24 protein-coding genes are annotated in these 23,262 nt (G+C 35.1%); 18 read left to right on the forward strand and 6 right to left on the reverse strand.

Annotated elements, in window-relative coordinates:
• The first annotated feature begins 196 nt into the window (after positions 1 to 196).
• From QE109_RS15340 to QE109_RS15380, 9 genes are all read left to right on the forward strand, one after another.
• Entirely contained in the window at positions 197 to 991 is a 795-nt protein-coding gene (locus QE109_RS15340; protein WP_281095431.1) for a polyphosphate polymerase domain-containing protein, read from the forward strand.
• Positions 946 to 1,632, forward strand: coding sequence for a DUF4956 domain-containing protein (locus QE109_RS15345; RefSeq protein ID WP_281095432.1), 687 nt, complete (start codon positions 946 to 948; stop codon positions 1,630 to 1,632). Before QE109_RS15340 ends, QE109_RS15345 begins: the two co-directional genes overlap by 46 nt.
• A 44-nt stretch (positions 1,633 to 1,676) precedes the next feature.
• Positions 1,677 to 3,254, forward strand: a complete 1,578-nt coding sequence (locus tag QE109_RS15350; RefSeq protein WP_281095433.1) for a CotH kinase family protein — start codon at positions 1,677 to 1,679, stop codon at positions 3,252 to 3,254.
• Positions 3,255 to 3,322: 68 nt separating this feature from the next.
• Positions 3,323 to 4,060, forward strand: coding sequence for a DUF3784 domain-containing protein (locus QE109_RS15355; protein WP_281095434.1), 738 nt, complete (start codon positions 3,323 to 3,325; stop codon positions 4,058 to 4,060).
• Between the two features lie 117 nt (positions 4,061 to 4,177).
• The gene (locus tag QE109_RS15360; protein ID WP_281095435.1) at positions 4,178 to 4,624 is read left to right on the forward strand and encodes a MarR family winged helix-turn-helix transcriptional regulator; all 447 of its coding nucleotides are present in this window, start codon (positions 4,178 to 4,180) and stop codon (positions 4,622 to 4,624) included.
• Positions 4,625 to 4,674: 50 nt separating this feature from the next.
• Positions 4,675 to 5,004, forward strand: a complete 330-nt coding sequence (locus QE109_RS15365) for a thioredoxin family protein (protein ID WP_281095436.1) — start codon at positions 4,675 to 4,677, stop codon at positions 5,002 to 5,004.
• Between the two features lie 190 nt (positions 5,005 to 5,194).
• Positions 5,195 to 6,196: an ABC transporter substrate-binding protein gene (locus QE109_RS15370; protein ID WP_281095437.1), complete on the forward strand. Its 1,002-nt coding sequence runs from the start codon at positions 5,195 to 5,197 to the stop codon at positions 6,194 to 6,196.
• A 63-nt stretch (positions 6,197 to 6,259) separates the two neighbouring features.
• On the forward strand, positions 6,260 to 7,099 hold the full coding sequence (locus tag QE109_RS15375) for an ABC transporter permease (protein ID WP_281095438.1): 840 nt from the start codon (positions 6,260 to 6,262) through the stop codon (positions 7,097 to 7,099).
• Positions 7,096 to 7,701, forward strand: coding sequence for an ABC transporter ATP-binding protein (locus tag QE109_RS15380; RefSeq protein ID WP_281095439.1), 606 nt, complete (start codon positions 7,096 to 7,098; stop codon positions 7,699 to 7,701). The genes QE109_RS15375 and QE109_RS15380 overlap by 4 nt, the downstream gene beginning before the upstream one ends.
• A gap of 117 nt (positions 7,702 to 7,818) precedes the next feature.
• On the opposite strand, the gene QE109_RS15385 is transcribed toward QE109_RS15380, so the two are convergent.
• From QE109_RS15385 to QE109_RS15400, 4 genes are all read right to left on the reverse strand, one after another.
• A complete protein-coding gene (locus QE109_RS15385; protein WP_281095440.1) occupies positions 7,819 to 9,042 on the reverse strand; it encodes an FAD-dependent oxidoreductase in 1,224 nt (407 codons plus the stop codon).
• Between the two features lie 86 nt (positions 9,043 to 9,128).
• Positions 9,129 to 9,689, reverse strand: a complete 561-nt coding sequence (locus QE109_RS15390) for a YeeE/YedE thiosulfate transporter family protein (RefSeq protein ID WP_281095441.1) — start codon at positions 9,687 to 9,689, stop codon at positions 9,129 to 9,131.
• Positions 9,690 to 9,722: 33 nt separating this feature from the next.
• Positions 9,723 to 9,950: a sulfurtransferase TusA family protein gene (locus QE109_RS15395; protein WP_281095442.1), complete on the reverse strand. Its 228-nt coding sequence runs from the start codon at positions 9,948 to 9,950 to the stop codon at positions 9,723 to 9,725.
• 128 nt (positions 9,951 to 10,078) lie between these two features.
• The gene (locus QE109_RS15400) at positions 10,079 to 10,762 is read right to left on the reverse strand and encodes a YeeE/YedE thiosulfate transporter family protein (protein ID WP_281095443.1); all 684 of its coding nucleotides are present in this window, start codon (positions 10,760 to 10,762) and stop codon (positions 10,079 to 10,081) included.
• A 165-nt stretch (positions 10,763 to 10,927) separates the two neighbouring features.
• Here QE109_RS15400 and QE109_RS15405 point away from each other — a divergent pair, with 165 nt between their 5' ends.
• Positions 10,928 to 11,827, forward strand: coding sequence for a LysR family transcriptional regulator (locus QE109_RS15405; RefSeq protein WP_281095444.1), 900 nt, complete (start codon positions 10,928 to 10,930; stop codon positions 11,825 to 11,827).
• Between the two features lie 92 nt (positions 11,828 to 11,919).
• Here the strand turns inward: QE109_RS15405 and QE109_RS15410 are convergent, their stop codons facing one another.
• Complete coding sequence (locus tag QE109_RS15410) at positions 11,920 to 12,138, reverse strand: sulfurtransferase TusA family protein (RefSeq protein ID WP_281095445.1); 219 nt, start codon at positions 12,136 to 12,138, stop codon at positions 11,920 to 11,922.
• A 100-nt stretch (positions 12,139 to 12,238) separates the two neighbouring features.
• Between QE109_RS15410 and QE109_RS15415 the strand changes: the two genes are divergently transcribed.
• On the forward strand, positions 12,239 to 12,997 hold the full coding sequence (locus tag QE109_RS15415) for a glycosyltransferase (protein WP_281095446.1): 759 nt from the start codon (positions 12,239 to 12,241) through the stop codon (positions 12,995 to 12,997).
• Entirely contained in the window at positions 12,966 to 14,204 is a 1,239-nt protein-coding gene (locus QE109_RS15420) for an ATP-grasp domain-containing protein (protein WP_281095447.1), read from the forward strand. The genes QE109_RS15415 and QE109_RS15420 overlap by 32 nt, the downstream gene beginning before the upstream one ends.
• Positions 14,205 to 14,254: 50 nt before the next feature.
• Here the strand turns inward: QE109_RS15420 and QE109_RS15425 are convergent, their stop codons facing one another.
• The gene (locus QE109_RS15425) at positions 14,255 to 15,901 is read right to left on the reverse strand and encodes a glycosyltransferase family 39 protein (protein ID WP_281095448.1); all 1,647 of its coding nucleotides are present in this window, start codon (positions 15,899 to 15,901) and stop codon (positions 14,255 to 14,257) included.
• Between the two features lie 293 nt (positions 15,902 to 16,194).
• On the opposite strand from QE109_RS15425, the gene QE109_RS15430 reads away from it, so the two are divergent.
• The 6 genes from QE109_RS15430 to QE109_RS15455 all read left to right on the forward strand — a co-directional run bounded on the left by QE109_RS15430 (position 16,195) and on the right by QE109_RS15455 (position 22,939).
• On the forward strand, positions 16,195 to 17,109 hold the full coding sequence (locus QE109_RS15430; RefSeq protein WP_281095449.1) for a sulfurtransferase: 915 nt from the start codon (positions 16,195 to 16,197) through the stop codon (positions 17,107 to 17,109).
• 25 nt (positions 17,110 to 17,134) lie between these two features.
• Positions 17,135 to 18,895, forward strand: coding sequence for a rhodanese-like domain-containing protein (locus QE109_RS15435; protein WP_281095450.1), 1,761 nt, complete (start codon positions 17,135 to 17,137; stop codon positions 18,893 to 18,895).
• Between the two features lie 127 nt (positions 18,896 to 19,022).
• Positions 19,023 to 20,183 (forward strand): aminotransferase class V-fold PLP-dependent enzyme, encoded by a 1,161-nt coding sequence (locus QE109_RS15440; protein WP_281095451.1) that lies wholly within the window; start codon positions 19,023 to 19,025, stop codon positions 20,181 to 20,183.
• Between the two features lie 11 nt (positions 20,184 to 20,194).
• Positions 20,195 to 21,175: a GDP-mannose 4,6-dehydratase gene (locus tag QE109_RS15445; protein WP_281095452.1), complete on the forward strand. Its 981-nt coding sequence runs from the start codon at positions 20,195 to 20,197 to the stop codon at positions 21,173 to 21,175.
• A gap of 85 nt (positions 21,176 to 21,260) precedes the next feature.
• Positions 21,261 to 22,142 (forward strand): SPL family radical SAM protein, encoded by an 882-nt coding sequence (locus QE109_RS15450; RefSeq protein WP_281095453.1) that lies wholly within the window; start codon positions 21,261 to 21,263, stop codon positions 22,140 to 22,142.
• A 149-nt stretch (positions 22,143 to 22,291) separates the two neighbouring features.
• The gene (locus tag QE109_RS15455; RefSeq protein WP_281095454.1) at positions 22,292 to 22,939 is read left to right on the forward strand and encodes an S-layer homology domain-containing protein; all 648 of its coding nucleotides are present in this window, start codon (positions 22,292 to 22,294) and stop codon (positions 22,937 to 22,939) included.
• Positions 22,940 to 23,262 lie beyond the last annotated feature (323 nt).

A 23,262-nucleotide genomic window follows, 5' to 3' on the forward strand; every position in this document is an offset into this window, starting at 1 on the left:
ATAACCGATTTTCTTCCTATAGAATAGCAAGGTAACCTTTAATGAATCTTAAAAGCTAAAAGGTGTCAGGTCATAGTTAGCCAAATGGCTAACTATGACCTGACACCTTTTAGCTTTTTTCTTTAAGGTTCATTAAAGGAATTCATTTTATAATAAGCTCAAGTTAGAAAATAGGTAGTTCAGTGAGGAGAGAGCAATGAGTATAGAAGTTTTTAATAGATATGAGAAAAAATTTTTGTTAGACCAACAGACTTACGAAGCTGTATCAGCAGTTTTACAGGAGCAGATGACTTTGGATGCTTATAATCAAGCAAACGGATTTTATACAATTAGCAATCTCTATTGTGATACTGTAGATGATGCTTTAATAAAGAAATCATTATCAAAACCGATCTACAAAGAAAAGTTGAGGCTCAGAGCATATGGTATACCAGAACTTGAGTCAAAGGTCTTTTTGGAAATAAAGAAAAAGTATCAAGGGCTTGTAAATAAACGTAGAACGACGTTAGAACTCACTGAAGCATATCAGTTTATTAACGACAAAGTGATCCCAGAGAAAAAGCCATATCAGAATAGACAAGTTATTAATGAAATACATTTTATGCTACATCAATATAAACTTAAACCGATGGTATATATCGCATATGATCGCAAAGCTTTGTTTGCAGATGATTTAAGAATCACCTTTGATACAAATATAAGAACACGCCGGTATGACCTAGGTCTTGAACGTGGTGATTATGGGCGGCCACTTTTGGCAAAGGGACAATGGCTGATGGAAGTTAAAGCTGAAAAGACATTGCCCATGTGGCTTGTAAGAGTGCTATCCGAATATAAATTATATGCGACGAGTTTCTCAAAATATGGCAAGGAATTTCTGACTAAAGATGAAGATTATAAGTATCAAATTGAAGAAAAGAAAAAAGTGAAGGGAGAAAAAGTGACATGTTTGAGTCCTTATTTAGTACAACAGCAACAAGCAGCTCGTTAAGTTTGATTGAAGTTATTGTTACAATTGTGATGGCATTTATCTGTGGAGGGATTATCAGTTTTACGTATCATAAAACATCCATTAAAGGACATTATTCTGAAAACTTCGCTTTAACGATGATTTTATTACCAGCAGTGATATCTATTATTATATTTCTCATTGGAAGTGATGTTGCTAGGGCCTTTAGTTTAGCAGGAGCATTTTCAATTATCAGGTTTAGAAGTGCTCCTGGCGAGCCTAAAGATATTGCATACGTATTGTTTGCCATGGCAGCGGGGCTTGCAAGTGGCGTAGGTGCATTCGCATATGCAGCTGTGTTTACGGTTATTCTCTGTGCAGTGATGTTTCTGTTATTTAAAACTAAATTTAAAGGTGGTGCCACAGAATCTAAACAACTGGTAATCACCATTCCGGAAGACCTAAACTATGAAACTGCTTTTGCTGACATTATGGAAAAATTCACACTAAAAAGTAATCTGAAACGGGTAAAGACAACGGCACTCGGTAGTTTATATCAAATCTTTTATGACATTGATTTAAAAGAAAATGTGAGCACTAAAGCCTTTATCGATGAGTTGAGGTGTAGAAATGGTAATCTAAATATCAGTTTGACACTTTTATCTGATCAAGCAGGTGAGTGAAGCTAGTGACAAGTATACAAGAAAAATAATAAAGAGGGGTCGATATGGATAATTTGAGAAGATTTTTTGAAAAACAGAAAATATTGGTGATGCTGAGTCTGGTGTTGATACTAATATTATCTGGATGCAGTGCCGATGATGCAATCGCTTCTACTCCAGATGAAGTGATAGAGACGCTGGCTGATACACAAGAGGAAATGGATGAAACTACGAAAACAGAGATAGATAAAACCGCTTACAGCGAACTGTTTGATGATGAGAAAGTCCATGAGATCAATATAGAAATAGCTGCTGCAGATTGGGCTGAACTTTTAGCTAATCCGCAAGATGAAACCTATTACTCTGCCAGTATAACAGTAGATGGTAACTTCGTCAGCGATGTTGGTTTCAGAACTAAAGGAAACTCTTCTCTAAAATCAGTGGCGAGTTCCGAATCTGAAAGATATAGTTTTAGAGTGAAAATTGACAAATACATCGATGATCAAAATTTGATGGGGCTTGATGAGTTTGTACTTAACAACATGTTCTCAGACCCATCTTATTTGCGCGAATACCTTAGTTATAAAATTATGGGTGAAGAAGGTTTAAATGTGCCACTTAACAATTTCGTACAGGTGAAAATAAATGATGAACTTTATGGACTTTACCTTATGGTAGAGGCAATTGATGATAGCTATTTGACGAGACTCTTTGGAGATAATGATGGTAATTTATATAAGCAAGAATCTGGTAGCACACTCGTGTATGAAGAAAACAGTGAGTACAAAAACAGTGAACAAAAAAACGGAAAAGATGAAAGCAAAGAAGACCTATCTAACTTTATTAAAATATTAAATGATATGCCTATAGGAGAAAAAGGTGATATTGAATCTGTACTAGATGTTGAAAGTGCATTAAAGTATATCGCTGCAAATACAGTGCTTGAAAACTACGACAGTTACAATGGGAAGTTTGCACAAAATTATTATCTCTATAATAACGAAGGTAAATTTGTAGTTTTACCATGGGATTACAATATGTCATTTGGTGGATTCCCTGAGGGCGCGCAGTCAGATGCAGCTATTGATGAGCCAATATCTGGTACAAGTATGGAAAACGTTCCAATGATCAGTAAACTGTTAAGTGTCGCAGAGTACAAAGAGAGGTACTATGAAATAATTAAGGAATATATCGTTTTGCTAGGAGATTTTGAAAATCAAGTCACAGCGCTTGCAGATAAGATTAGACCTTATGTTGAAGCAGACCCAACTAAGTTTGTTACGATGGAACAGTTTGAATATAGTGTGGCTTATCAAGAAGTTAGTGTAACACAAAAGGCCCCTATAGCTAATGAGAATCCTATAGATGCTCAAACAAATGTAACGCCATATAATGGACCCGAAAGGGGAGCGCTACCAAGCGATGAAGAAGCTTTTTCGAGTGGGGAAAGACCAGTCTTTGGAGAAACCCCTGAGGCCAGAGAGCGTCCTGAACCTGGAGTAAGACCTGATAATGGGCAGTTCAATGGTGGTATGATAGGTAATCGCCAAGGTGGGGTTGCTTTATCTGGGACTGAGGCATCATTGATTAACATCGTGCAGTCTAGATTAGAAAATTTAAGAAATCAATTAAATGAAAGATAATTCTAATTTAACACTTTTTTAAGATTAATGGCGTATAACGACAGTAGAACATCTAATAGGAGGAGACTATGTTGTTATACGCTATAATTGGTTTGATACTGATCGCATTTGGACTTTCACTACACGTGTTTAAAATGTATTTTCTAATTAAGAGTTACAGAAGAATGTCTGTTGAAAGAAAAGCTGACGTTGATATTGAAGGAATGGCAAGATTTATAGGAATTGTAAGCTACTTTGACGGTGCTTTACTTTTGCTTGTTGCAATATTAAGCGCGCTAAATATACATGTAAGCTCATTTGCAATTGTCGTGGTTATTGGTATTTCAATTATATTTATGTTAATTTATTCGTTGAGATATGACGCTCACTATTTTGAGGAGTCAGGTAAGTTAAAAAAAGGTGCACTTAAGAGTATGCTTTTACCTGTAACATCTGGTGGTGTAGTGATTGTAATTGTCGCAGTTGTTTTACTATGGACGATGCAACCACTAGGAGTCGTTTTAGGTGATGATGCTCTGCAAATTAAGGGGATGTATGGTGGCACATATGCTTACGATCAAATGGAACAGCTAAAATACATGGATGAACTACCTAAAATATCTATGAGAACAAATGGAGCTGCTCTTGGATCGCATCTAAAAGGACATTTTCAATTAGAAGAATTAGGTGCGGTAACTTTATTTATTAATACAAATGATCGTGGCTATATTTATTTTGAATATGAAGGTAAAAAAATCATCTTTAACCAGCCATTAGAAGAATTGAAAAAAACTTATGATGAACTTAAAGTGAAACTTTTACCATGATATGATAAGTACTTGTTATAGATATATAGTGCATGTGGTCTGTGATTAAGTCATATTAATAGATCTAATAGCAATCAATATATTGACAGCTATACCAACAAAGGATACTATTATAGTATGAAAAATCATGCGAACTACGGGGAAGAAAACACCATCAACTTAAAGTTGGTCATAGCATTATCAAGGTCAAACACCTCGTTTCAAAGGGTGCTTCAGACGTTTTTTAACAACTACGATTTGACCATCGCACAATTTGGTGTACTTGAAACTTTATTTCATCTAGGTGATTTAAAAATCGGTGAACTCATAGATAAAACACTATCAACAAGTGGTAATATGACAGTTGTCATTAGAAACCTTGAAAAAGAAGGACTCATAAAGCGACAGGTCAATGTAGCAGATAGAAGAGCTTTTGTGATTGGACTTACTGATGAAGGAAGAAGTCTGATAAAAGAAGTATTTGACGCACATTTAGCTGTTTTAGAAGGTTTCTTTATTAACCTAGATCAAGATGAAAAAAAATTATTACAAAAAATGCTGAAGAAATTAAACGGACTTGATTAGTAATCAGGTCCTTTATTATATCTTAAAGAGATATGTAGAAAGGAAAAGACATGCTTAGAAATTTTACTTCACCTGAGGCTGTTAAAGAAATTATCAAGAATGAAGATTTAGTTGTTGCTCTTTTTAGTGATTTGGGCTGTAATGTATGTTTATCAATTACACCAGATTTAGAAGAAATGTCTCAGTCATACGCGAAGGCGCAATTTATCTCAGCAGATGTTGAGACGATTAAAGCTTTAGTAGGGGAATACATGGTTTTTGTATATCCAACGATTATCATTTTTGCGCAAGGTAAAGAGACAAAGAGATTTGAACGTGTGTTTTCAATAGGAGAGATTGAAGCAACCGTGTCGAGGTTTAGTGAATTATTATTTGGCTAAAAGGTGTCAGGTCATAGTTAGCCAAAAGGCTAACTATGACCTGACACCTTTTAGCCATTAGTGAATGTGATATAGCTTTCGTTTTTAAGGGCATTAAAAGTATGTAGTTATGATATAATTAATTGATAAAAAATAAACAAACATTCCGGTTAAAAAGGAGTGTTTTTTTGATGAATAAAAGGAGCACAAAATGCACAATAATACTCAAAGAAAAATCAATAATGGAAAAATAATGTTGATCGTTGTGATAGTATTCATTTTGTTTCTTGCAGGCTGCTGGGGGCTTATTTTTTCAAATGAGACGAAAAAAAGAGAGACTTTGATTATTGCTGATCAATTTGGGATGGCATATGCACCGATTGAAATTATGAAACAAAAGGGTTTTTTAGAAAATGCATTACTTGAAAATGGATTGGATGACATTGAAATCAAATGGCAAAAATTTGGAAATACAGTTGCAATAAGAGAAGCGATGCTCTCAGGTAGCTTAGATATTGGTTTTGTAGGAATTCCCCCTTTTTTGTTGGCGCTGGATAATGGTATGCCATGGCGTATTATGACTGGACTATCAGAAAGTAACGTATCTTTGATGACCAAAGATTTTGAGATTGAAAATTTTTCTGATTTAACAGATAAAAATCGAATAATACTACCTCAACCAGGTAGTATTCAACATATTCTTCTTATGATGGCGGCGGAAAAAGTATTTGATGATGCTCATAAGTTTGATGATCAATTGATTGCATTGTCTCACCCAGATGGGGTAATTGCGTATACTGCTGGTGATGACTTGCAACTACATTTTACAACACCACCTTTTATACAAGAGGATTTAAAAGCGGCGGGCTCTCATGAAATACTAAATGGGCGAGATGCTTTTGGAGAAGACTTTACTTTTATAGTAGGCGTTTGTCAAGAGTCGCTATATAGCGATACGTTGATATATCAATCTTTTATGATAGCACTTGAAGAGGCAATATCATATATTAATGAATCTCCAGAAGAAGCATACTTTATATTAAGTGAGAACTATGATTATTCACAAGATGAAATTAAAAAGTATCTGCAACGTGATCAGATGTATTTTAGTACAGAAGTTAAAGGCATTGAAAAGTTTATCTCTTTCATGAAGTCATCAGATCAATTAAAAGGAAGTTATTCTTCGGAGTCCCTATTTTGGGTTAATAAATGACATTCAATATTCTTTTAGTTATTAACTTTCAATAATTGAAGAATAAACTTCAAGGAGCTTACAATGAGACCACTAGAATATCAGAAACGAAATAAATCAATGAAACAATATAATAAAATATTTATGCAACGTAAATCATCTTTACTAAACAGCAAGCATAAAACGCGTGATCAAATCATATTTTTACTAATGATTTTAGGTGTATGGGAAGTTATTGTAAAGTTGAAAGTTTATCCTGAATCCTTATTTCCAAGTGTAAGCACAGTGATAGAACGATTGCTTTATATGTTTTTTCATGAATCATTAATAAGTAAAATTATATTTAGTTTAGGAATCGTTTTTTTTGCTTTAATCGTAAGCCTGATTATAGCTTTTGGTCTGGTTTGTGTATCAAAAAAAATAAATTTTTTTAAGAATGGAATTTCTTTGATTAATGGGATTGCTAGCCCTTTACCTGGTGTTGCTGTTCTACCAATTGTAATTCTTTGGATGGGAATATCTAGTACTTCCATGATACTGATTATGATTCATGCAATGGTATGGCCGCTTTATTCAACTTTGTTACTTAGCGCAGATCGTTTGTCCTCACAATATAGTAGGATGATTAAGGTTTTTCGTATAGATTTTAAAACAATGATGATTCAAATTTATCTAAGGGGGATGATGCCAGATCTTTTATCTGGAATTGAAATCGCTTGGAGTAGAGGGTGGCGTGCACTTATTAGTATAGAAATGATTTTTGGAATAGTAGGGAAAAACTCAGGTTTGGGATGGTTGATATACGAAAGAAGGATGTACATGGATACATCGGGAATGATCGCAGGACTGGTTGCTATTGCAATGTGCGGTACAATTTTCGAAAGATTAATTCACTTCGCACAACAACGTGAGGTAGTGTCATGAAAACAATAATTCAGATAAGAAATTTAACAAAAGTAATTAATAAACAATGCATATTTAAACAGATTAATTTGGACATTTATGAGAATGAAATACTTGTAGTCATGGGTAACTCAGGCGCAGGTAAAAGTACCTTACTCAATATTTTGTGTCAAATAGACAATGATTATGAGGGGGAAGTAAAATATGATAATTCAATTTTTGATGAAATAAAAATTCCATTTCCAATGGTTTTTCAGGAATCTGAAAGTTTACTGCCTTGGCTCAGTGTTGAGGAGAATTTAAAAGTAATACATCAAAATATTGATGAAAAAGTACTTGATGATGTCCTTGAAAAGGTTGAATTAAAGGAACATAGGTATAAAAAGCCTAGAGCATTGTCTGGTGGTATGAAGCAAAGAGTGGGGATTGCGAGAGCTTTGCTATGTAAATCAAAAATCTTGTTCATGGATGAACCTTTTGCAAGTCTTGATATGGAGTTGAGAGAAAAGATGCAAGCACTAGTCTTAAAAATTCAAAAAGAACAACAGTTATCAGTTGTTTTTGTAACACATGATGAGAGGGAAGCAGCCGTCATGAGCACAAGAATATTCAGAATAGATTAATTTATGTATAAATTAATCTATACATTAGCGCAAAGATTATCTCATGAAGAGCTCCATTTGTAAAAAAGAAAAGACCTGCGGTTATGCAAGCCCGTTGGTCTTTTCTTTTAGGTTGGGTTAGAGTTTTGCACTAATAAGGCTTGAATCTAGATCATATATTTTATCAGTAACTTTACCATCTTTAGTTATAACTATTGCAGGGACTTGATCGAGCTCGAGTTTCAAAGCTAAACCATTTGATTTATAAGTGTCAATTCTATTAACTGCAATTTTTCCCTTGTTAGATTCTTCTATTGCTTCAATTTCTGATAGAAAGTTTCTACTTTCTGCGTCAATAGCATTGTAAACATATATTAAACCGGGTTTTTCGCACTGCATTATTTTGTGATCAAAGATTTCCTTCTCAGCGATATAACGCTCAGCAGCAGTCCCAGCAATTGCTCCATCGCCAACTGCAGTCGCAATTTGTTTAAGCCATTTGTCCGTAACATCACCTATAGCAAAAACACCTTCAATTCCCGTTTCTTTTTTCTCATTAACGGTAATATATCTTTGTCTAGTAAGAGGTAATTGACCTTCAAAAATTTCGGTATTTGGCAAGTAACCGATAAATTCAAAGCAATTATCGCAATCAACAGGAATTTCATCACCAGTTTTTACGTTTTTAAGTACAACACGAGATAAATGTTCATCTCCTTCAAAACGTTTAACAACTGAATTCCAAATAAATTCCATCTTAGGATTTGCAAGAGCGGCCTCTTTTGCAATTTCATTACAGTCCATAATGCCTTCGTCGTGCATAACTGAAACCGTTACTTTCTTAGCAAATTTCGTTAAAAACATACCTTCTTCAATTGCTGCATCACCAGATCCGATTACGACAACATGTTTATCAGTGTTTCCTGCAGCATCACAAGTTGCACAGAAGCTAATTCCTTTATCAAATAAGAATTCTTCTTCATTTTCGCCACCTGTTGTTCTTGGTCGACCACCAGTCGCTATGATAACTACTTTTCCGATGTATTTGTTTCTAAATGTCTCAACGACTTTTTCTTCACCTTTTAATTGGACGCTTGATACAGCTGTCAATTTGAAATTAACACCCATATTTTTGGCTTGTTCTTTCATCAAGTTCGTAATAGCTTCTCCTTTAGGTGCATCAGGAAAACCTGGATAATTAGCAATTTCGTTTGTATATGTTGCAAGACCGCCAACAAGTGCCTTTTCAAGCAAAAGCGTCTTTAGTCTTGCACGTCCAGCATATATTGCGGCACTTAGTCCAGCTGGACCACCACCAATAATAATTACATCATAATTTTCAACAACTTTTTCTCTAGCCATGATAAACTCCTTCTTATTTTCGAAGGCTAATAATTTACTTGTATACAGCATTCCATAATATATTTATAGAATGCTGTAATAAAAATCTACATAAAGTATTTTACAAGTAGCTTACTGCCTACTACTGCACCAGCAAACATACCAATAGCAAATACCCATCCTGAAAGGGATAAAGAAGCGATACCGCTATAGAGTGCACCGATGTTACAGCCAAATGCGATTCTTGCACCGTAGCCCATTAAAAGGCCACCAAGAGCTGCTGCAATAACTTGTTTTTTAGACTTGATTTTTTTGATTTTAAATCCTGAAGCTAGGAGTGTTGCTGCAAGAGCACCAAATATAATCCCTAAGTTTCTCCATGAATCTGCATGATTTAAAAGACCACCTTCAAGTGTAGCTTGTGCGCCGGAACTTGCAAAGTAATACCATTTATCCACACTACCACCGACCGCTTCATAGATCCAAGCACCCCATACTGCAAACACGCCTGATACGCCCCATGGATTTTTCGAAACAGCAAGCGTCACAATTTGAAATAAAGAGAGAAGTACGGCAGCAACGATGTAGGTAAATGGATTTTTGAGCCATTTGATATAGTATTCATTTGATTTCATTCGATCAAAAAATTTACCGTTTTTCTTTTCCAAGAGTTACACCTCCATATATGGTGTGATACGACTTTATTTTGTTTTTTCGATGATTACTTCCCATTCACCGTCATCAACTTCTTCAACTTCTACGTTGTAGCCTTCTTTTCTTGCCCATTCAGGTACATTTTTCATAGCACAACTGTGATCTATTTGAACGATGAGCATATCACCAATTTCAAGTTCTTTAAGTTTGTTCTCAGCTTTTACTAAAGGGATTGGACATGCTTCGCCTAGACAATCTAACATTACTTCTTTCATTATAGTTTCCTCCTAATAGGTATTCATTATTTAGTAGATTTCGTTACACACATATTTTACTTTTAAATACATAATTTTCTTTAACTTGATTTCTGTGAAATCTAAATATTATTAGATATTTGTGTATTTTAATGAGACGAACCGCGTTTTTTCTCATATTGTTCTGCAAGTACGTATAGTCCTAAAAGAACAAATAGTTGTAAAAGTACTGCCCCCATCCATCCGAAAACGTCAGGTAAGAATATACTTGGTCCTTTTGATATAAAGAACTCTTTCCACCATCCAAAATCATGTGCGCCCCAAAGAGAGCCAATGATAAAGAAAACAAGTGCAATTGCATTCATAAAAAAGCCTTCACCAACACGCATAAGTGTACCTGATGCGCATCCACCAGCGATAACCATGCCGATACCAAACATAAATGCGCCAATAAGAGTTGCAATACTTATTGGAACTACATAACTCATACCTGGAATTGGTAGTCCTGCTGAGGAATAGCCATATTTAATGGCAGTGAAGCCAATTGTCGTTAGAGCAAAAGCAATAATCACAGCTCTAGTTATAGAAGTACTACCGGTTAAATAAGGATCGCGCATAGAAGCTGTAAAGCAAAATCTTCCTTTTTGAAGAATAAAGCCGAATGCAGTTCCCGTGATCCAAAAGAATGCTACATTTGTAGAATTCATATTGAGTAGTATGGCAACGACAACGATGAAAGCAACTGTTATAAAACCAAATGGAATTTGATTTTTCTTTGGCTTTCTGTTCGCGGAAGAGCGTCTTGATGCTGCTGGTCTAGTTTGTTCAGCCATTTTTTCACACTCCTGATTAAAAAAGTTTGCTACACTCTTAACAATCTCACAATAATATGATAACATTTTATCAATGAATGTTATCACTTGCAATTCTAAAGCAGTATAAGAAAATACGATACCCAATGAGTGTGCTTATCAGGCATGATGGTAGTGAGGTGGCTTATGAATTTAACAGCACTTGAATATTTTAGGGAAGTTGTTGAGACGAAGAGTATATCAAAGGTAGCGACAAACAGACATATCTCCCAGTCTGCATTAAGTCAGAATATCCAAAAACTCGAAAATGAGTTAGGCTTTATGCTGCTTGAGAGAAGTAACAAAGGCGTTGAACCAACGGAAGCAGGAAGAATTCTATTCAAGTATTCTGGAACAATCACTCGAATATACGAGAAGATGAAAGAGGAACTAGATTCTTTAGAGTTTAGCGTCGAAAATATAAGAATTAACGGCTCACTTTCACTTGTAGATTATTCTTTGCCATGTGTTCTTTATAAAGTAAAAAAGAAACATCCTAGCTACAACTTTGAAATGCATGCTAGATCTAATATAGATTCTATCAATGATCTAATAAATGAACTCACAGACCTTTGCTTTGTAACAGAAGAGCCTTGTGATGACCGTTTGGATTACGGAAAAATAGGAAAAGAACGTATTGTGTTGATTGCAAATGTAAATTCGCGCATTCCTGATGTAATTGATGTACAAGACTTACAAAAACATGAGATGGTTTTACTAGACGATGAAGCGCTGGTTATATCTTCATTTTTAAAAAGTAAACTTAAGTCAGTTGGTGTGACAATAGACAAAATACCTATTATGTTTAAAGTGGATTCGATTCCAGCTGCGAAGTCATCTGTTAATAATAATTTAGGAATTTGTTTCTTGCCATATATGTCAGTTAAAAAAGAACTATATGAAAAACGCTATAAGATAGTGGAAGTTACAAATTTTAATTTAGATTACGATATTTATCTTGTATCACATCGGAAATGCAATCGCAACAGAGCCGTAAATGACGTCTATAATTACTTCATTGAAAATGCTGAAAAGGACTTTTGCTAATATTTTTAGTTTTTTAATACAAAAAAGGATGTGATCGTATAGATCCATCCTTTCGTTGATTGAGTAGTTATGAGGATTATGTTAAAAGTAACTTAGATTTTTGTGATAATGATTTCCCAAACGCCGTTCATGACTTCCTCTATTTCATATTGAAATGATGTACGTTTTAAATGTTCTTTGATAGATTCAATAACACAGCTATGATCAACAACCATTTCAAAAGATTCGCCACGTGTAAGCAGTTCCATTTCATTTTGCATTTTTAAAAGTGGAATGGGACATATATCCCCAAAGCAGTCAATTTTATTCATAAGATCACCTTCTGTAAAGTTTATATCACATCTTGAATAGCAGGACAAATTGTTAAATTATAAACATAATAATAGTATATCATATCATAAAGGAGATTCAATGGACTTTTCAATTGTTATTCCGGTATACAATAGCATAGCATCTCTAGCAATATTAACCGATGAAATTCATGATTTTTTTGATGGAAAAAACTTTAATTATGAAATTATCTTTGTGAATGATGGAAGTGAGCATGCAACATATACTGAACTTGAAAGACTTAAAAAGTTACCCAGAAATTCTTTAAATGATAAAGTAGTACTTACAGTAATTCATTTGGAAAAAAATATCGGTCAGCAAAAAGCAATTGCTGTTGGACTTTTAAAGGCTAACGGGCAATTCGCTCTTACCATGGATGATGACCTTCAGCATAATATAATTAGTTTGGATGAGATGCTTAAACTCTCTGAAAAAGGTAGTGATCTCGTGTTTGGGATATATGATGACTATGGCATCAATGGTCCGAGAGCGTGGGGTTCCAAAATAATCGGTGCCTTCTTTAGGTGTAAGTTTAGTGTGTTAGATGGTAAGCGAGTAAGTAGTTTTAGATTGATTCATCGATCAGTCTATTCAAAACTTAACCCAAATTTTTCAAAGTTCTTTTATCTAAGTGCCGAACTATTAGCATACTCAAAAAAGCCTGAAAATATCAGCATTGAACGTAGAGAACGCGTATATGGTAAATCAGGGTACAATTTAAAAAAGTGTCTTTTAATTGGTGCTAAGTTGACACTTTATTATGGTATAATACCGAAAAGATGGCAAAGTGTAAAGGAGACAAATCATTATGAAAAAGTTGCTGATTGTAGGCGCAGGTAGTTGTCAAATTAATGCGATAAAGAGAATGAAGCAACTGGGATACTACGTAATCGCAGCTGACTATAATAAAACAACAGACGGTAAGGCTCTTGCAGATGAACAGGTGCTGGCGGATGCTTTCAATGTAGATGCTATACTTGCATGTGCGAAAGACATGAAGCTAGATGGACTGCTTACAGTCGGTACTGATCAACCGGTATACACGGTAAGTAAAGTAGCTGAAATACTAAATTTACCAACACTTATAGATAGTGAAGTCGCGCTTAGAGTGACGAACAAAAAAGTGATGAAACAAAGGTTTCAACAATTTAAGCTTCCTACAGCTCCTTTTGCAGTAGTTAGTAAAAATTTTGCTACAACTGCGATAATGCCTATTAAGCCACCGTATGTAATTAAACCTGTTGACTCCCAAGGTCAAAGGGGAATTTTTAAAGTTGATACAGTTGATGAAATTAGGATGCTTTTCGATGATGTTTTGAGGCATTCTAGAGAAGAAGAAATTATAGTTGAGGAGTTTTACGAAAGTACAGAAGTTACTGTAAGTGGGTGGGTTAGTCAAGGGAGAGTTTCAATTCTATCTCTTACTGATCGTGTCACTTTCCCCTCAGAAGAAAAAATTGGTGTGTGCATCGCACATAGGCATCCTTCGGTGCATAAGCATATGTATGAGAAAATCGAAGACTTAACGAAGCGCATCTGTCATCATTTTGATATCAATAACGGACCAATATATTTTCAAATGTTGATAGGAGATAAAGGAATCTGGATCAATGAAATTGCGTGCCGTCTTGGTGGTGCATATGAAGATAAAACGATTCCTTATGTCGCGGATGTAGAAATTATGGATTTGGTGATAGCATCAAGTATAGGTGAAAAAATAAAGATAGACAATATCAAATATAATCCAACTGAAAAGGCTTTTAATACACAGCTATTTTTTGCAAAGCCAGGAAAGATAAGCGCTATGACGCCTATATCAGTATTGAAAAACTTGCCTTTTGTTTTAGATGCTGGGTATAACTTTAGAATAGGTGATGAGATTGGAGCAATTAAAGATGCTTCGCAGCGTGCAGGTTATTTTATCGTAACTGGAAAGAACGAATTAGAAGTAGAGAGCAATATCGAAAAGATTTATGCAATGTTTGAGATTCAAGATGAACAGGGAAAGAATTTGGTGATTACCTATAAAGATGCAAAAAAAAGATAAAAGGTGTCAGGTCATAGTTAGCCAGATGGCTAACTATGACCTGACACCTTTTATCTTTCTAGTTTGTAGATTGTAGTGGTCCAAGGATAAGTCCCACTGTATCTTGCAATTCTCATTGCATAGATGGGATTATCAAATGTTTTTACAAGTGTTGCATTTGCCTGCAAATAACTTTTTAGAGCTGGGTAGTAATCTAGGTTGACATACAAGAAATCCCATTTTGGAGAAGTTCGCCAGATATAGTCCATTTCTTCATGAATAACGATATAGTCTATTGCTCTAGTTTCAAGGTAATTTTCTATCGTAGTATCCAAATAGCCTAAGTTTCTGATGTCATAAAATTTTTGAGATTGAAAAGCTTCTATTGTGTTGAGATTGCCAAGCACAGTTGCGTCGCTGGGAATGTTTTTTTGAAGTGTCTCGATCATAGTATCATAACTTACGGTATAGAAGTGTTGTCGGTCATAGCTTTGCAAATTATTCCAAAGTTGATTTGCATTTAAGAGTACAAATATTAAGCTAGTGGCTAATAAAATTGATGAAGTGACTTTTGACGTAGTTTTTTGTAGAAAATACCCTACGGTTGCGGCTAAAGATAAGATTAAAACCGGAATAAAGAATATGATGGACGTCTGATTGTATCTTCCAATGATCAGAAGGCCCAGTAATAGCCCAATATTAGCGCCGAATGCGTTGGCAAACAGCACACTACTTGAGGAATTTAGATGTATTTTTTTGATTTTCATACCTATAATGATAGGTGTTCCGATAATAATGATGAGAGCAAGCGTCAATAGTTGAATTTTTATATTGAATAGATCATATGTGCCGCCGATTTGCTGATAGAGTTTATAAAAAAACCAGTAGAATCCTTGAAATCTACCTGTAAGAGCTTGGTCGATTCCAAGTGTGGTTCCATAATTTATATACTCAGTTATGAAATTGGGGTTCATCGAAAAGCCGACGATGAGATAGGTGATCACACCAATACATGTATAGAGTGCGAGGCGTAAGATGATTACTAGATATCGTTTAAAGCTGGAAGGTGCCAATAAGCCCTGGATAAATAAAGTGGCTGTAAAAGCTACGCCTAGTAAGAAACTGTTGGGATGAATTCCCATTGCTAAAAACAGGATAAATGATAACTTAAGAGAGAGTTTTGAAGTGCCAGGTCGGGTTAGGAAAAATAAACCAAGCAACATAAAAAAAACCAATATCATCTCTTGGCGTCCTTGGTGAGAGCTATAAATAAATTGTATGTTTATAGCCAAAAGAATGGATCCTATAAGTGGTAAGATTTCGTTTTTTATAGAGACTTTGAGGATTTTGTATAAAAGAATCAAACTGGTAATAGCAAAAATAAATGAAAGTGTTCTTATACTGCGAATAGAGCTGCCAAGTACGGGTCTTACCAATATGATCAGGCCATTATACAACCATCTAAACGGATGAATGGTTCGTGGGTAAAGGTCGTAAAATGGCTCTGTTATCGCTAAAGATTTTTGCAAAGCCATCTCACTGGCAATGCCGTTTAACCATAACTCATCTGAATGTATGACTGGAAATTGCGTAATCGACGCAAAGCTTACAAGTACATAGAGTGACAAAAGGAATATTCCGACGATATCAACGGTTGTAAGATGACACATATATTTTTTTGTAGATGAAATTGGCTTGAAATTGAGCTTGAGCTTCATATAGGCAATTGACCCCTAACTTCTGATAAAGAATGTGTAATGTACAAATAATTGAAATTATATAGTTGCTTTCTCTTATCATATGAGAAGAATTAGATTTTGTACATATCAAATCTGAGCTTGTTAAAATTCTATCATTAAAATATAGAATTTAATATAAGTAATTACGATAGCCAAAAGAAAGAGTAATAACATATAATTAATTAGAAATCGTTAAGTTTACGACAAAATGTTTGTCTAATATTTAACAAATTACTCCAAAGCAATCTCACAAATTCGTTTAGGAGGTCGAAATGACGAAACGACAATTAAGGATCCTTGCTATGATCGTAATCATGGCCTCATTACTTGCTCTAACTGCATGTGGAATTGACACGACCTATCCAGGTGATCTTAACGTGATTGAAGCCACTGCAGCGATTGATGCTTTAAACGCTAATCCAAAGGTGATTGTTATTGATGCTAGGGGTGAAGAGGCTTACAACAACGGGCATTTAGAAGGTGCTATCTGTTTGTCGCCGTTAGCTTTAGTGGCAGAATCACCTATACCCATGACTTTGATTGATAAAACTGGCTTTGAATCAATTATGTCTGCAAATGGAATTGCCAATGACAGCATCGTGTATATCTACGATGACAATGGTGGTGTAAATGCAGGTCGAATCTGGTGGACAATGAAAGTGTATGGTCACGACCAAGTAATGTTGATAAATGGTGGTGCATCTGAACTTGTAAAAGCAAAGGGTAAGCTCACTGCAGATGCTACAAAACTAAGTGAAACTTCATATAATGCAAGTGAAGCAAACACAAATATGATTGCAACTTTTGATGAAGTTTCAACGTTTGCTGAAACACCAGTTGAAGGGGTTAAACTTCTGGATGTTAGATCTGCAGCAGAATATGCTGAAGGTTATATTCCAGGAGCAATTTTGTATCCACATACTAAAAATTTGTATAAAGATGGTACTTTTATGTCGAGTAGAGACTTGGGTCTTTTTTATAAAGACGCAGGGTTTGAAAAGTCAGATACCATAATTGTATATTGCAAGTCGTCTTTTAGAGCAACACAGACAGTGGCTTTACTTCAAGAGGCCGGTTATACCAACTTAAAGGTATATGATGGCGCTTGGATTGAATGGTCAAGTAAGGTTGATGTAAGTAATATGCAAGAAGATACTGCACCCGTAGGGGAATCAGACGGATCCTGATGGAATCTTGATGGAGGATGAAGAGATGAATAAAAAATGGTTAACAATTCTATTGGCTTTAGTACTTGTTTTTTCCATGTCAGCATGTGGTAATACTGATGAACCAGTTTCAATGACAGTTGAAACAACTCAAAGTACAACAGAAGCTGGTATGAGTTTTGACATGTCTAAACTTGTGACAACATATTTCGAGAACATGCCTGAGCATATCTATAAAATTGATCAAAAGGAGTTCATAGAAAAAGTCAATGCGGATGAAGCAATGACGATTATTGACATTAGAAGTGCAGAAGACTATGGAAAAGGTCATGTAAAAGGTGCGGTTAACATGCCTTGGGGACCAGCCATAGCAGAGGGGCTTTCAAGTATTCCCGCAGATAAACCTGTATTTGTTTATTGCTACACAGGACAAACTGCTGGACAAGCAGTTACAACACTTAATATTGCAGGATTTGATGCAAGAAGTGTCAACTTAGGTTGGAATTTAGGTATTTCAAAAGTTGATGGCGTAGAATCAGTAACAGTTACTGATGTAGCAACGCTAAAAGCAGGAGCAACTGTAATTGATCCTGAAATTCAAACTGCTATGACAGATTACTATACTGGTCTTGCTGGTGTTGCAGATAGTAAATACAAAAATTATAAAGTTTCAGAAGCTGAACTTAAAGCGATGGTAGATGCTAAAGATGATTCTATCTATGTTTTATCAGTGAGAAAAGCGGATGATTATAAAAAAGGTCATATCGAAGGCGCAAGCAATATTCCTTTTGGGAAAACAATGTCTGCAGAATTTACGACATTACCAATGGACAAAACAATCGTAGTTTATTGCTATACAGGACAAACTGCAGGTCAAGCGACTGCTGCTTTAAGATTAATGGGCTATGAAGCTGTATCACTTAACGGTGGTATGGGAACTGGTTCAAATTCACCTTCAGGATGGGCAAACAATGGTTTCCCACTTGTTTCTGAAGTAACATCTACTTTGGAAAAACTTTATGCTGAGATGCCAGATCATATCTATAAAATAGGCGAAAAAGATTTTATTGATATGGTAAAAGCAGGTGATGCGATGACGATTATAGACATCCGTTCAGCTGATGATTATGGAAAAGGTCATGTAAAGGGTGCTGTAAATTTGCCTTGGGGGCCAGCAATTGCTGAAAACTTAGCAAGTATTCCAGCTGACAAACCTGTTTTTATCTACTGCTATACTGGGCAAACTGCTGGTCAAGCAGTGGTTACGCTTAATTTAGCAGGCTTAAATGCACGAAGTGTAAATCTTGGATGGAACTTAGGCATTTCAAAAGTTGAAGGTGTTGCAGATGTAACTGTGACAGATGCGGTTTCATTCGAAGGCGCTGGCCTAGAGATTTCGCCAGCAATTCAAGATGCTGTGACAGCCTATTATGCTGGACTTGCAACAATTGAAGATGCACGTTTTAAAAACTATAAAGTATCTGAAGATGATTTAAAGGCAATGGTAGATGCTAAAGACGATTCAATCTATATTCTTTCTGTTAGAAAAGCAGAAGATTTTGCTTTAGGACATATTGAGGGCGCTTCAAATGTTCCTTTTGGGAAATCGATGATTGATGGTTTTAAAACAACGCTCCCTATGGATAAGAAAATTGTGGTTTACTGTTATACTGGTCAAACTGCGGGTCAAGTTGACGCTATTCTTAGATTAATGGGCTATGATGCTGTATCATTAAACGGTGGTATGGGTACTGCTTCAAACGCACCTATGGGTTGGGCTAATAAAGGTTTCCCAGTCGTTCAATAATATAAAAATCAGGTGCCTTTCGTGATATAATCATGAGGGGCATCTTTTTTAATTTTAACTATGATACAATAACCGTAAGAAATTTTAGAAATCATTCTGTAGTTTTGACAGTTTTGTGGAGGTTCTTATGCCTAAAAAAATACCTTTTCATATTCCTTTTGAACATCCTCAGATATTGAGTCGAACACTAGAATGGATGAGTACTAAGTCAATTGATGATGATGCGATTTTAAAAGATCTCAACGAAATTTACAGTGAGTTTCATTGCTCTGAGCGCGCCTATAAAACTTATTTTACACAGTCAGCGACACAGGCCCTTGAGATGATGGCACTTTCTTTAAACTTGAAAAATACTGATGAAATAATCATGCCCTCTTACACTTATGCTGCTACTGCTAATGCTTTTGCAAGAACAGGTGCTAAGGTAATTTTTGCTGATATCGAAAAAGAAACCTTGAATATTTCTAGTCGAACAGTGGCGCCTTTGATCACAAATCATACCAAGGCAATTATTCCTATTCATTATGGCGGTTGCGCAGCAGATCTTCAAAGTATTAGTCGATTGATTGAGGGGCGCAATATCTTGTTATTAGAAGATGCAGCTCACGGAATTGGCTCGTTTTATAAAGGCAAGTCCCTTGGAATGGTGGGAGAGATGGGATGTGTGAGTTTTCATCACACCAAAAATATCCACGCAGCAGGAGCTGGAGGAGTTCTTTATGTTAACCGAGACCAAGAAGAACACATTAATAATTGTGATATGATTTACTTTCAAGGTACAAATCGACTTGACTACATAAAGGGTGAGTGTTCCAAATACTCTTGGCAGACATTAGGTGGAGAATATCAGATGTCTAACTATCAGGCCACTTACCTTTTGGAATCCCTCAAATATATTAGAAATGTAACTGATAAACGAAAAAAATTTTTTGAGCGTTATATGGAAGCTTTGCTCTTTCATAAAAATAAATGGGATGCACAAATGAGTTTGATTGAAATCATCGAAGATGCAAGCATAAACGGACACATTTTCCCAGTAATAATGAAGACTTTGGAATCAAGAAAAAAACTTTTAACTTTATTTTATGAAAATAACATTGAAGCTGTTACACACTATGAACCCCTACATCAGTCAATAGCGGGGAAAAAGTATGGCACAACGCGAACTACTATGAAAGGAACAGTTGATGTACATAGTGGACTTTTGCGTTTACCTCTATATTATAGTATGTCAAACGAAGATCAAGATCGTGTTATAGATACACTAATTAAATTTTTTGAGTTTTAACTGGAGGCGTAATGCAAGACTATAAAATATGTGTAACTGGTGGCGCTGGATTTATTGGAAGTCATTTTGTAAAGTTCTTAAGAAATAAACTTGGTAACGATGTAACAATAGTTGTCTATGATAAATTAACTTATGCAGCCGATCGACTCCGTCTATATGGAACTAATGCCACTATCATTGAAGGTGATGTCTGTAATGGAAGTCTTTTTTTAGAAACTCTTAAAAAGTATGAGATTACACATATCGTACATTTTGCTGCTGAGAGCCATGTTGATAGAAGTCTTAAGGATGATATGCCTTTCATCCAAACTAATATCTTGGGAACCGCTAATGTAATTGAATGTGCCACACAAATTTGGATAAATACGCCCGAAGGTTTTAATGGAAAAAAATTAATCCATATCAGTACTGACGAGGTTTATGGTAGTATTAAAGTGGAAGAAGAGCCAGCCAATGAGCTAAGCGTCTTAAATCCTTCTAATCCATATTCTGCAACAAAAGCAGCTGCAGACCAACTTGTGATTGGTAAGATGAGGTCAGATAGATTGCCATGTTTAATATTGAGAAGTAGTAACGTATTTGGTGGATTACAGCATACTGAAAAATTTATCCCCAAGACCATGTCGGCAATAAAAGAAAACACCCCAATAATTGTATATGGAAAAGGCGAACAGATGCGCCGATGGCTTGATGTAGAGACTTATTCTCAAATCATATGGTATCTCTTAGAAAGTTCGGTTGTAGGTGAGATTTTTAATGTTCCTGGAAAAGAAGCATATTCAAATATAGATCTGGTAAAAAAAATGAAGCAGATTTATCAAGACTATAGTAAAAAAGAAGTCTCTGATATTCAATTTACCAAGGATCGAAAAAGTCATGACTTTTTTTATAATATTTCAGGTGAGAAATTAGAACGATGGTTGATGTCGGTTAATAAGAATGTCCAATATGGAAAAATGGAAGACTTCATATTGCGAGAAGTAAAAGGCTAAAAGGTGTCAGGTCATAGTTAGCAAAATTCCATTATATGGTAGTTTCCCAATTATGACCTGACACCTTTTAGCCATGGAGTGATAAATGGAATGGATTGAATCAAAAAAAATTGTATCAAGTACAAAAAACGACTTTTGGTTTGGCACTGACTTTAACATGAATTTATATAGAGGGTGCCATCATGGTTGTATTTACTGTGATAGCAGGAGTACTTGTTATCATTTAGAGGATTTTGATACCGTAAGAGGAAAACGTGATGCACTACAAAAGCTAAACTTAGAACTGAAGGGAAAAAGACGTTCCGGAGTTATCGGAACAGGCGCTATGAGTGATCCTTATAATGCCTGTGAAAAGCAATACAATCTCACAAGAGGTGCACTTGAGATCATCTCTAAACACGAGTTTGGTGTCGCAATAGCAACCAAAAGTGCATTAATTCAAAGAGACATCGATTTATTAACAGAGATTAGTACGAAAGCACCGGTCATTTGTAAGCTAACCGTAACGACAGCTGATGATACACTAAGTCGATTGATTGAACCTAATGTATCGCCCCCATCCGAACGATTTGAGGCCATAAGAAAATTGTCCGATGCAGGCATCTACACTGGGATCTTGATGATGCCTATATTACCTTTTATTAATGATACGGAGGAAAACGTCTTAGCAATCATCGAGCAAGCTATAAAAAGTGGCGCAAAATTTATATCACCAGCCTTTGGATTAACGCTTAGAGAAGGGAATCGTGAATATTTTTATGAAGCCTTAGAGAAAGATTTTCCTGGCATTAAATCAAAGTACGTAACTACTTTTGGAAATAACTATTCTTGTGGCAGCCCCAATGCCAAAAACTTGAAAGCATTATTTAGGATAGAATGTGAAAAACATGGATTAGCATATAAAATGGAAGACATTATTAAAGCATATAAATGGGAAAGACCCAAAAATCAGTTATCAATGTTTTAGCTAAAAGGTGTCAGGTCATAGTTATCTTTTTACCATTTTATGGGAAAAAGATAACTATGACCTGACACCTTTTAGCCTTGGAACTTTTTTATTTTTATTACGTCTTAATATTATAAGTATTATTTCATGCTATTTAGAGAGGTGATTAAATGAAATTTAATATGAAAAAAAACGGAATAGCTTTAGTGCTAGCAGCATTAACAGTAACTGGTGCAAGCTTTGCTGGATTAGAATTCAAAGATATTAGTGGCATTTCACAAGAAAATGCTATTATGACATTGCATGAAAAAGGAATTATAAATGGCACATCAAGCGAGTTGTTTATGCCAAAAAAATCATTAAAAGCATCAGAAGGTATTTTGATGATCGTCAACACATTTGATCTAAACCTAGATACAATTAGGTTTATTAAAGAACCAAAAGCGACTGATTATTTTAAAAATGCCGATGATACGGCATGGTATGCACAAGGCTTTATTGCTGCAAGTGTCAACGGCGTGGAACTTGATGCAAACTTAGATCCAAATCAAGTTTGGACAAAAGAAGAATTTATTTATCATATCGTTAGCACGTATGAACAAAAGAACGATATGCCAATGATCAAAATTACACCTGTAGAAATCAAAGATGAAGCCGATATTACTGCAGATTACAGTGGGCTTTTGCAAAGAGCATTGTACTATGGTTTTATATCACTAGATGATATGGGAAACTTATCACCTAAAGCTGATATTTCAAGAGCTGAAGCAGCTGACATCATGTATAAAATTGTTGAAGTAATTGGTAAAAATCAGTAATTTCATTATAATAACATCTAATTAGGAATCAAAAATTTAGAAATAAAAAAATCTTAAATTGTAATAAAACTGAAGATTTTGTTGAAAATTTCGCAGAAGTCACTTTAAATGATAACCATCATTTTAGAGTGACTTTTTTATTAAGATTGCGATTTTCTAAATTAAATGTGAGATAAAAATGAATAGGTAGCAAAACTATTATTAATTTCAATGAAAAATAATTAATATAAACAAATGTGAGGGTTTGACACTTGACTTTGCGAGTGATAATCGTTATCATTTAAGCGGATAATCGATTATTAGTACATGCTTAAAAAGGAGAA

It is taken from the genome of Fusibacter bizertensis (assembly GCF_029914245.1).
Classification (GTDB): domain Bacteria; phylum Bacillota; class Clostridia; order Peptostreptococcales; family Acidaminobacteraceae; genus Fusibacter_C; species Fusibacter_C bizertensis.

What these genes read in the sequence shown, in the direction of transcription:
- QE109_RS15360 (WP_281095435.1), top strand. Translation starts at nt 4,178, where the DNA reads ATGAAAAATCATGCGAACTACGGGGAAGAAAACACCATCAACTTAAAG.
- QE109_RS15405 (WP_281095444.1), top strand. Translation starts at nt 10,928, where the DNA reads ATGAATTTAACAGCACTTGAATATTTTAGGGAAGTTGTTGAGACGAAG.
- QE109_RS15375 (WP_281095438.1), top strand. Translation starts at nt 6,260, where the DNA reads ATGAGACCACTAGAATATCAGAAACGAAATAAATCAATGAAACAATAT.
- QE109_RS15365 (WP_281095436.1), top strand. Translation starts at nt 4,675, where the DNA reads ATGCTTAGAAATTTTACTTCACCTGAGGCTGTTAAAGAAATTATCAAG.
- QE109_RS15425 (WP_281095448.1), bottom strand. Translation starts at nt 15,901, where the DNA reads ATGAAGCTCAAGCTCAATTTCAAGCCAATTTCATCTACAAAAAAATAT.
- QE109_RS15355 (WP_281095434.1), top strand. Translation starts at nt 3,323, where the DNA reads ATGTTGTTATACGCTATAATTGGTTTGATACTGATCGCATTTGGACTT.
- QE109_RS15420 (WP_281095447.1), top strand. Translation starts at nt 12,966, where the DNA reads ATGAAAAAGTTGCTGATTGTAGGCGCAGGTAGTTGTCAAATTAATGCG.
- QE109_RS15345 (WP_281095432.1), top strand. Translation starts at nt 946, where the DNA reads ATGTTTGAGTCCTTATTTAGTACAACAGCAACAAGCAGCTCGTTAAGT.
- QE109_RS15400 (WP_281095443.1), bottom strand. Translation starts at nt 10,762, where the DNA reads ATGGCTGAACAAACTAGACCAGCAGCATCAAGACGCTCTTCCGCGAAC.
- QE109_RS15370 (WP_281095437.1), top strand. Translation starts at nt 5,195, where the DNA reads ATGCACAATAATACTCAAAGAAAAATCAATAATGGAAAAATAATGTTG.
- QE109_RS15380 (WP_281095439.1), top strand. Translation starts at nt 7,096, where the DNA reads ATGAAAACAATAATTCAGATAAGAAATTTAACAAAAGTAATTAATAAA.
- QE109_RS15415 (WP_281095446.1), top strand. Translation starts at nt 12,239, where the DNA reads ATGGACTTTTCAATTGTTATTCCGGTATACAATAGCATAGCATCTCTA.
- QE109_RS15455 (WP_281095454.1), top strand. Translation starts at nt 22,292, where the DNA reads ATGAAATTTAATATGAAAAAAAACGGAATAGCTTTAGTGCTAGCAGCA.
- QE109_RS15435 (WP_281095450.1), top strand. Translation starts at nt 17,135, where the DNA reads ATGAATAAAAAATGGTTAACAATTCTATTGGCTTTAGTACTTGTTTTT.
- QE109_RS15340 (WP_281095431.1), top strand. Translation starts at nt 197, where the DNA reads ATGAGTATAGAAGTTTTTAATAGATATGAGAAAAAATTTTTGTTAGAC.
- QE109_RS15450 (WP_281095453.1), top strand. Translation starts at nt 21,261, where the DNA reads ATGGAATGGATTGAATCAAAAAAAATTGTATCAAGTACAAAAAACGAC.
- QE109_RS15395 (WP_281095442.1), bottom strand. Translation starts at nt 9,950, where the DNA reads ATGAAAGAAGTAATGTTAGATTGTCTAGGCGAAGCATGTCCAATCCCT.
- QE109_RS15385 (WP_281095440.1), bottom strand. Translation starts at nt 9,042, where the DNA reads ATGGCTAGAGAAAAAGTTGTTGAAAATTATGATGTAATTATTATTGGT.
- QE109_RS15430 (WP_281095449.1), top strand. Translation starts at nt 16,195, where the DNA reads ATGACGAAACGACAATTAAGGATCCTTGCTATGATCGTAATCATGGCC.
- QE109_RS15445 (WP_281095452.1), top strand. Translation starts at nt 20,195, where the DNA reads ATGCAAGACTATAAAATATGTGTAACTGGTGGCGCTGGATTTATTGGA.
- QE109_RS15440 (WP_281095451.1), top strand. Translation starts at nt 19,023, where the DNA reads ATGCCTAAAAAAATACCTTTTCATATTCCTTTTGAACATCCTCAGATA.
- QE109_RS15410 (WP_281095445.1), bottom strand. Translation starts at nt 12,138, where the DNA reads ATGAATAAAATTGACTGCTTTGGGGATATATGTCCCATTCCACTTTTA.
- QE109_RS15350 (WP_281095433.1), top strand. Translation starts at nt 1,677, where the DNA reads ATGGATAATTTGAGAAGATTTTTTGAAAAACAGAAAATATTGGTGATG.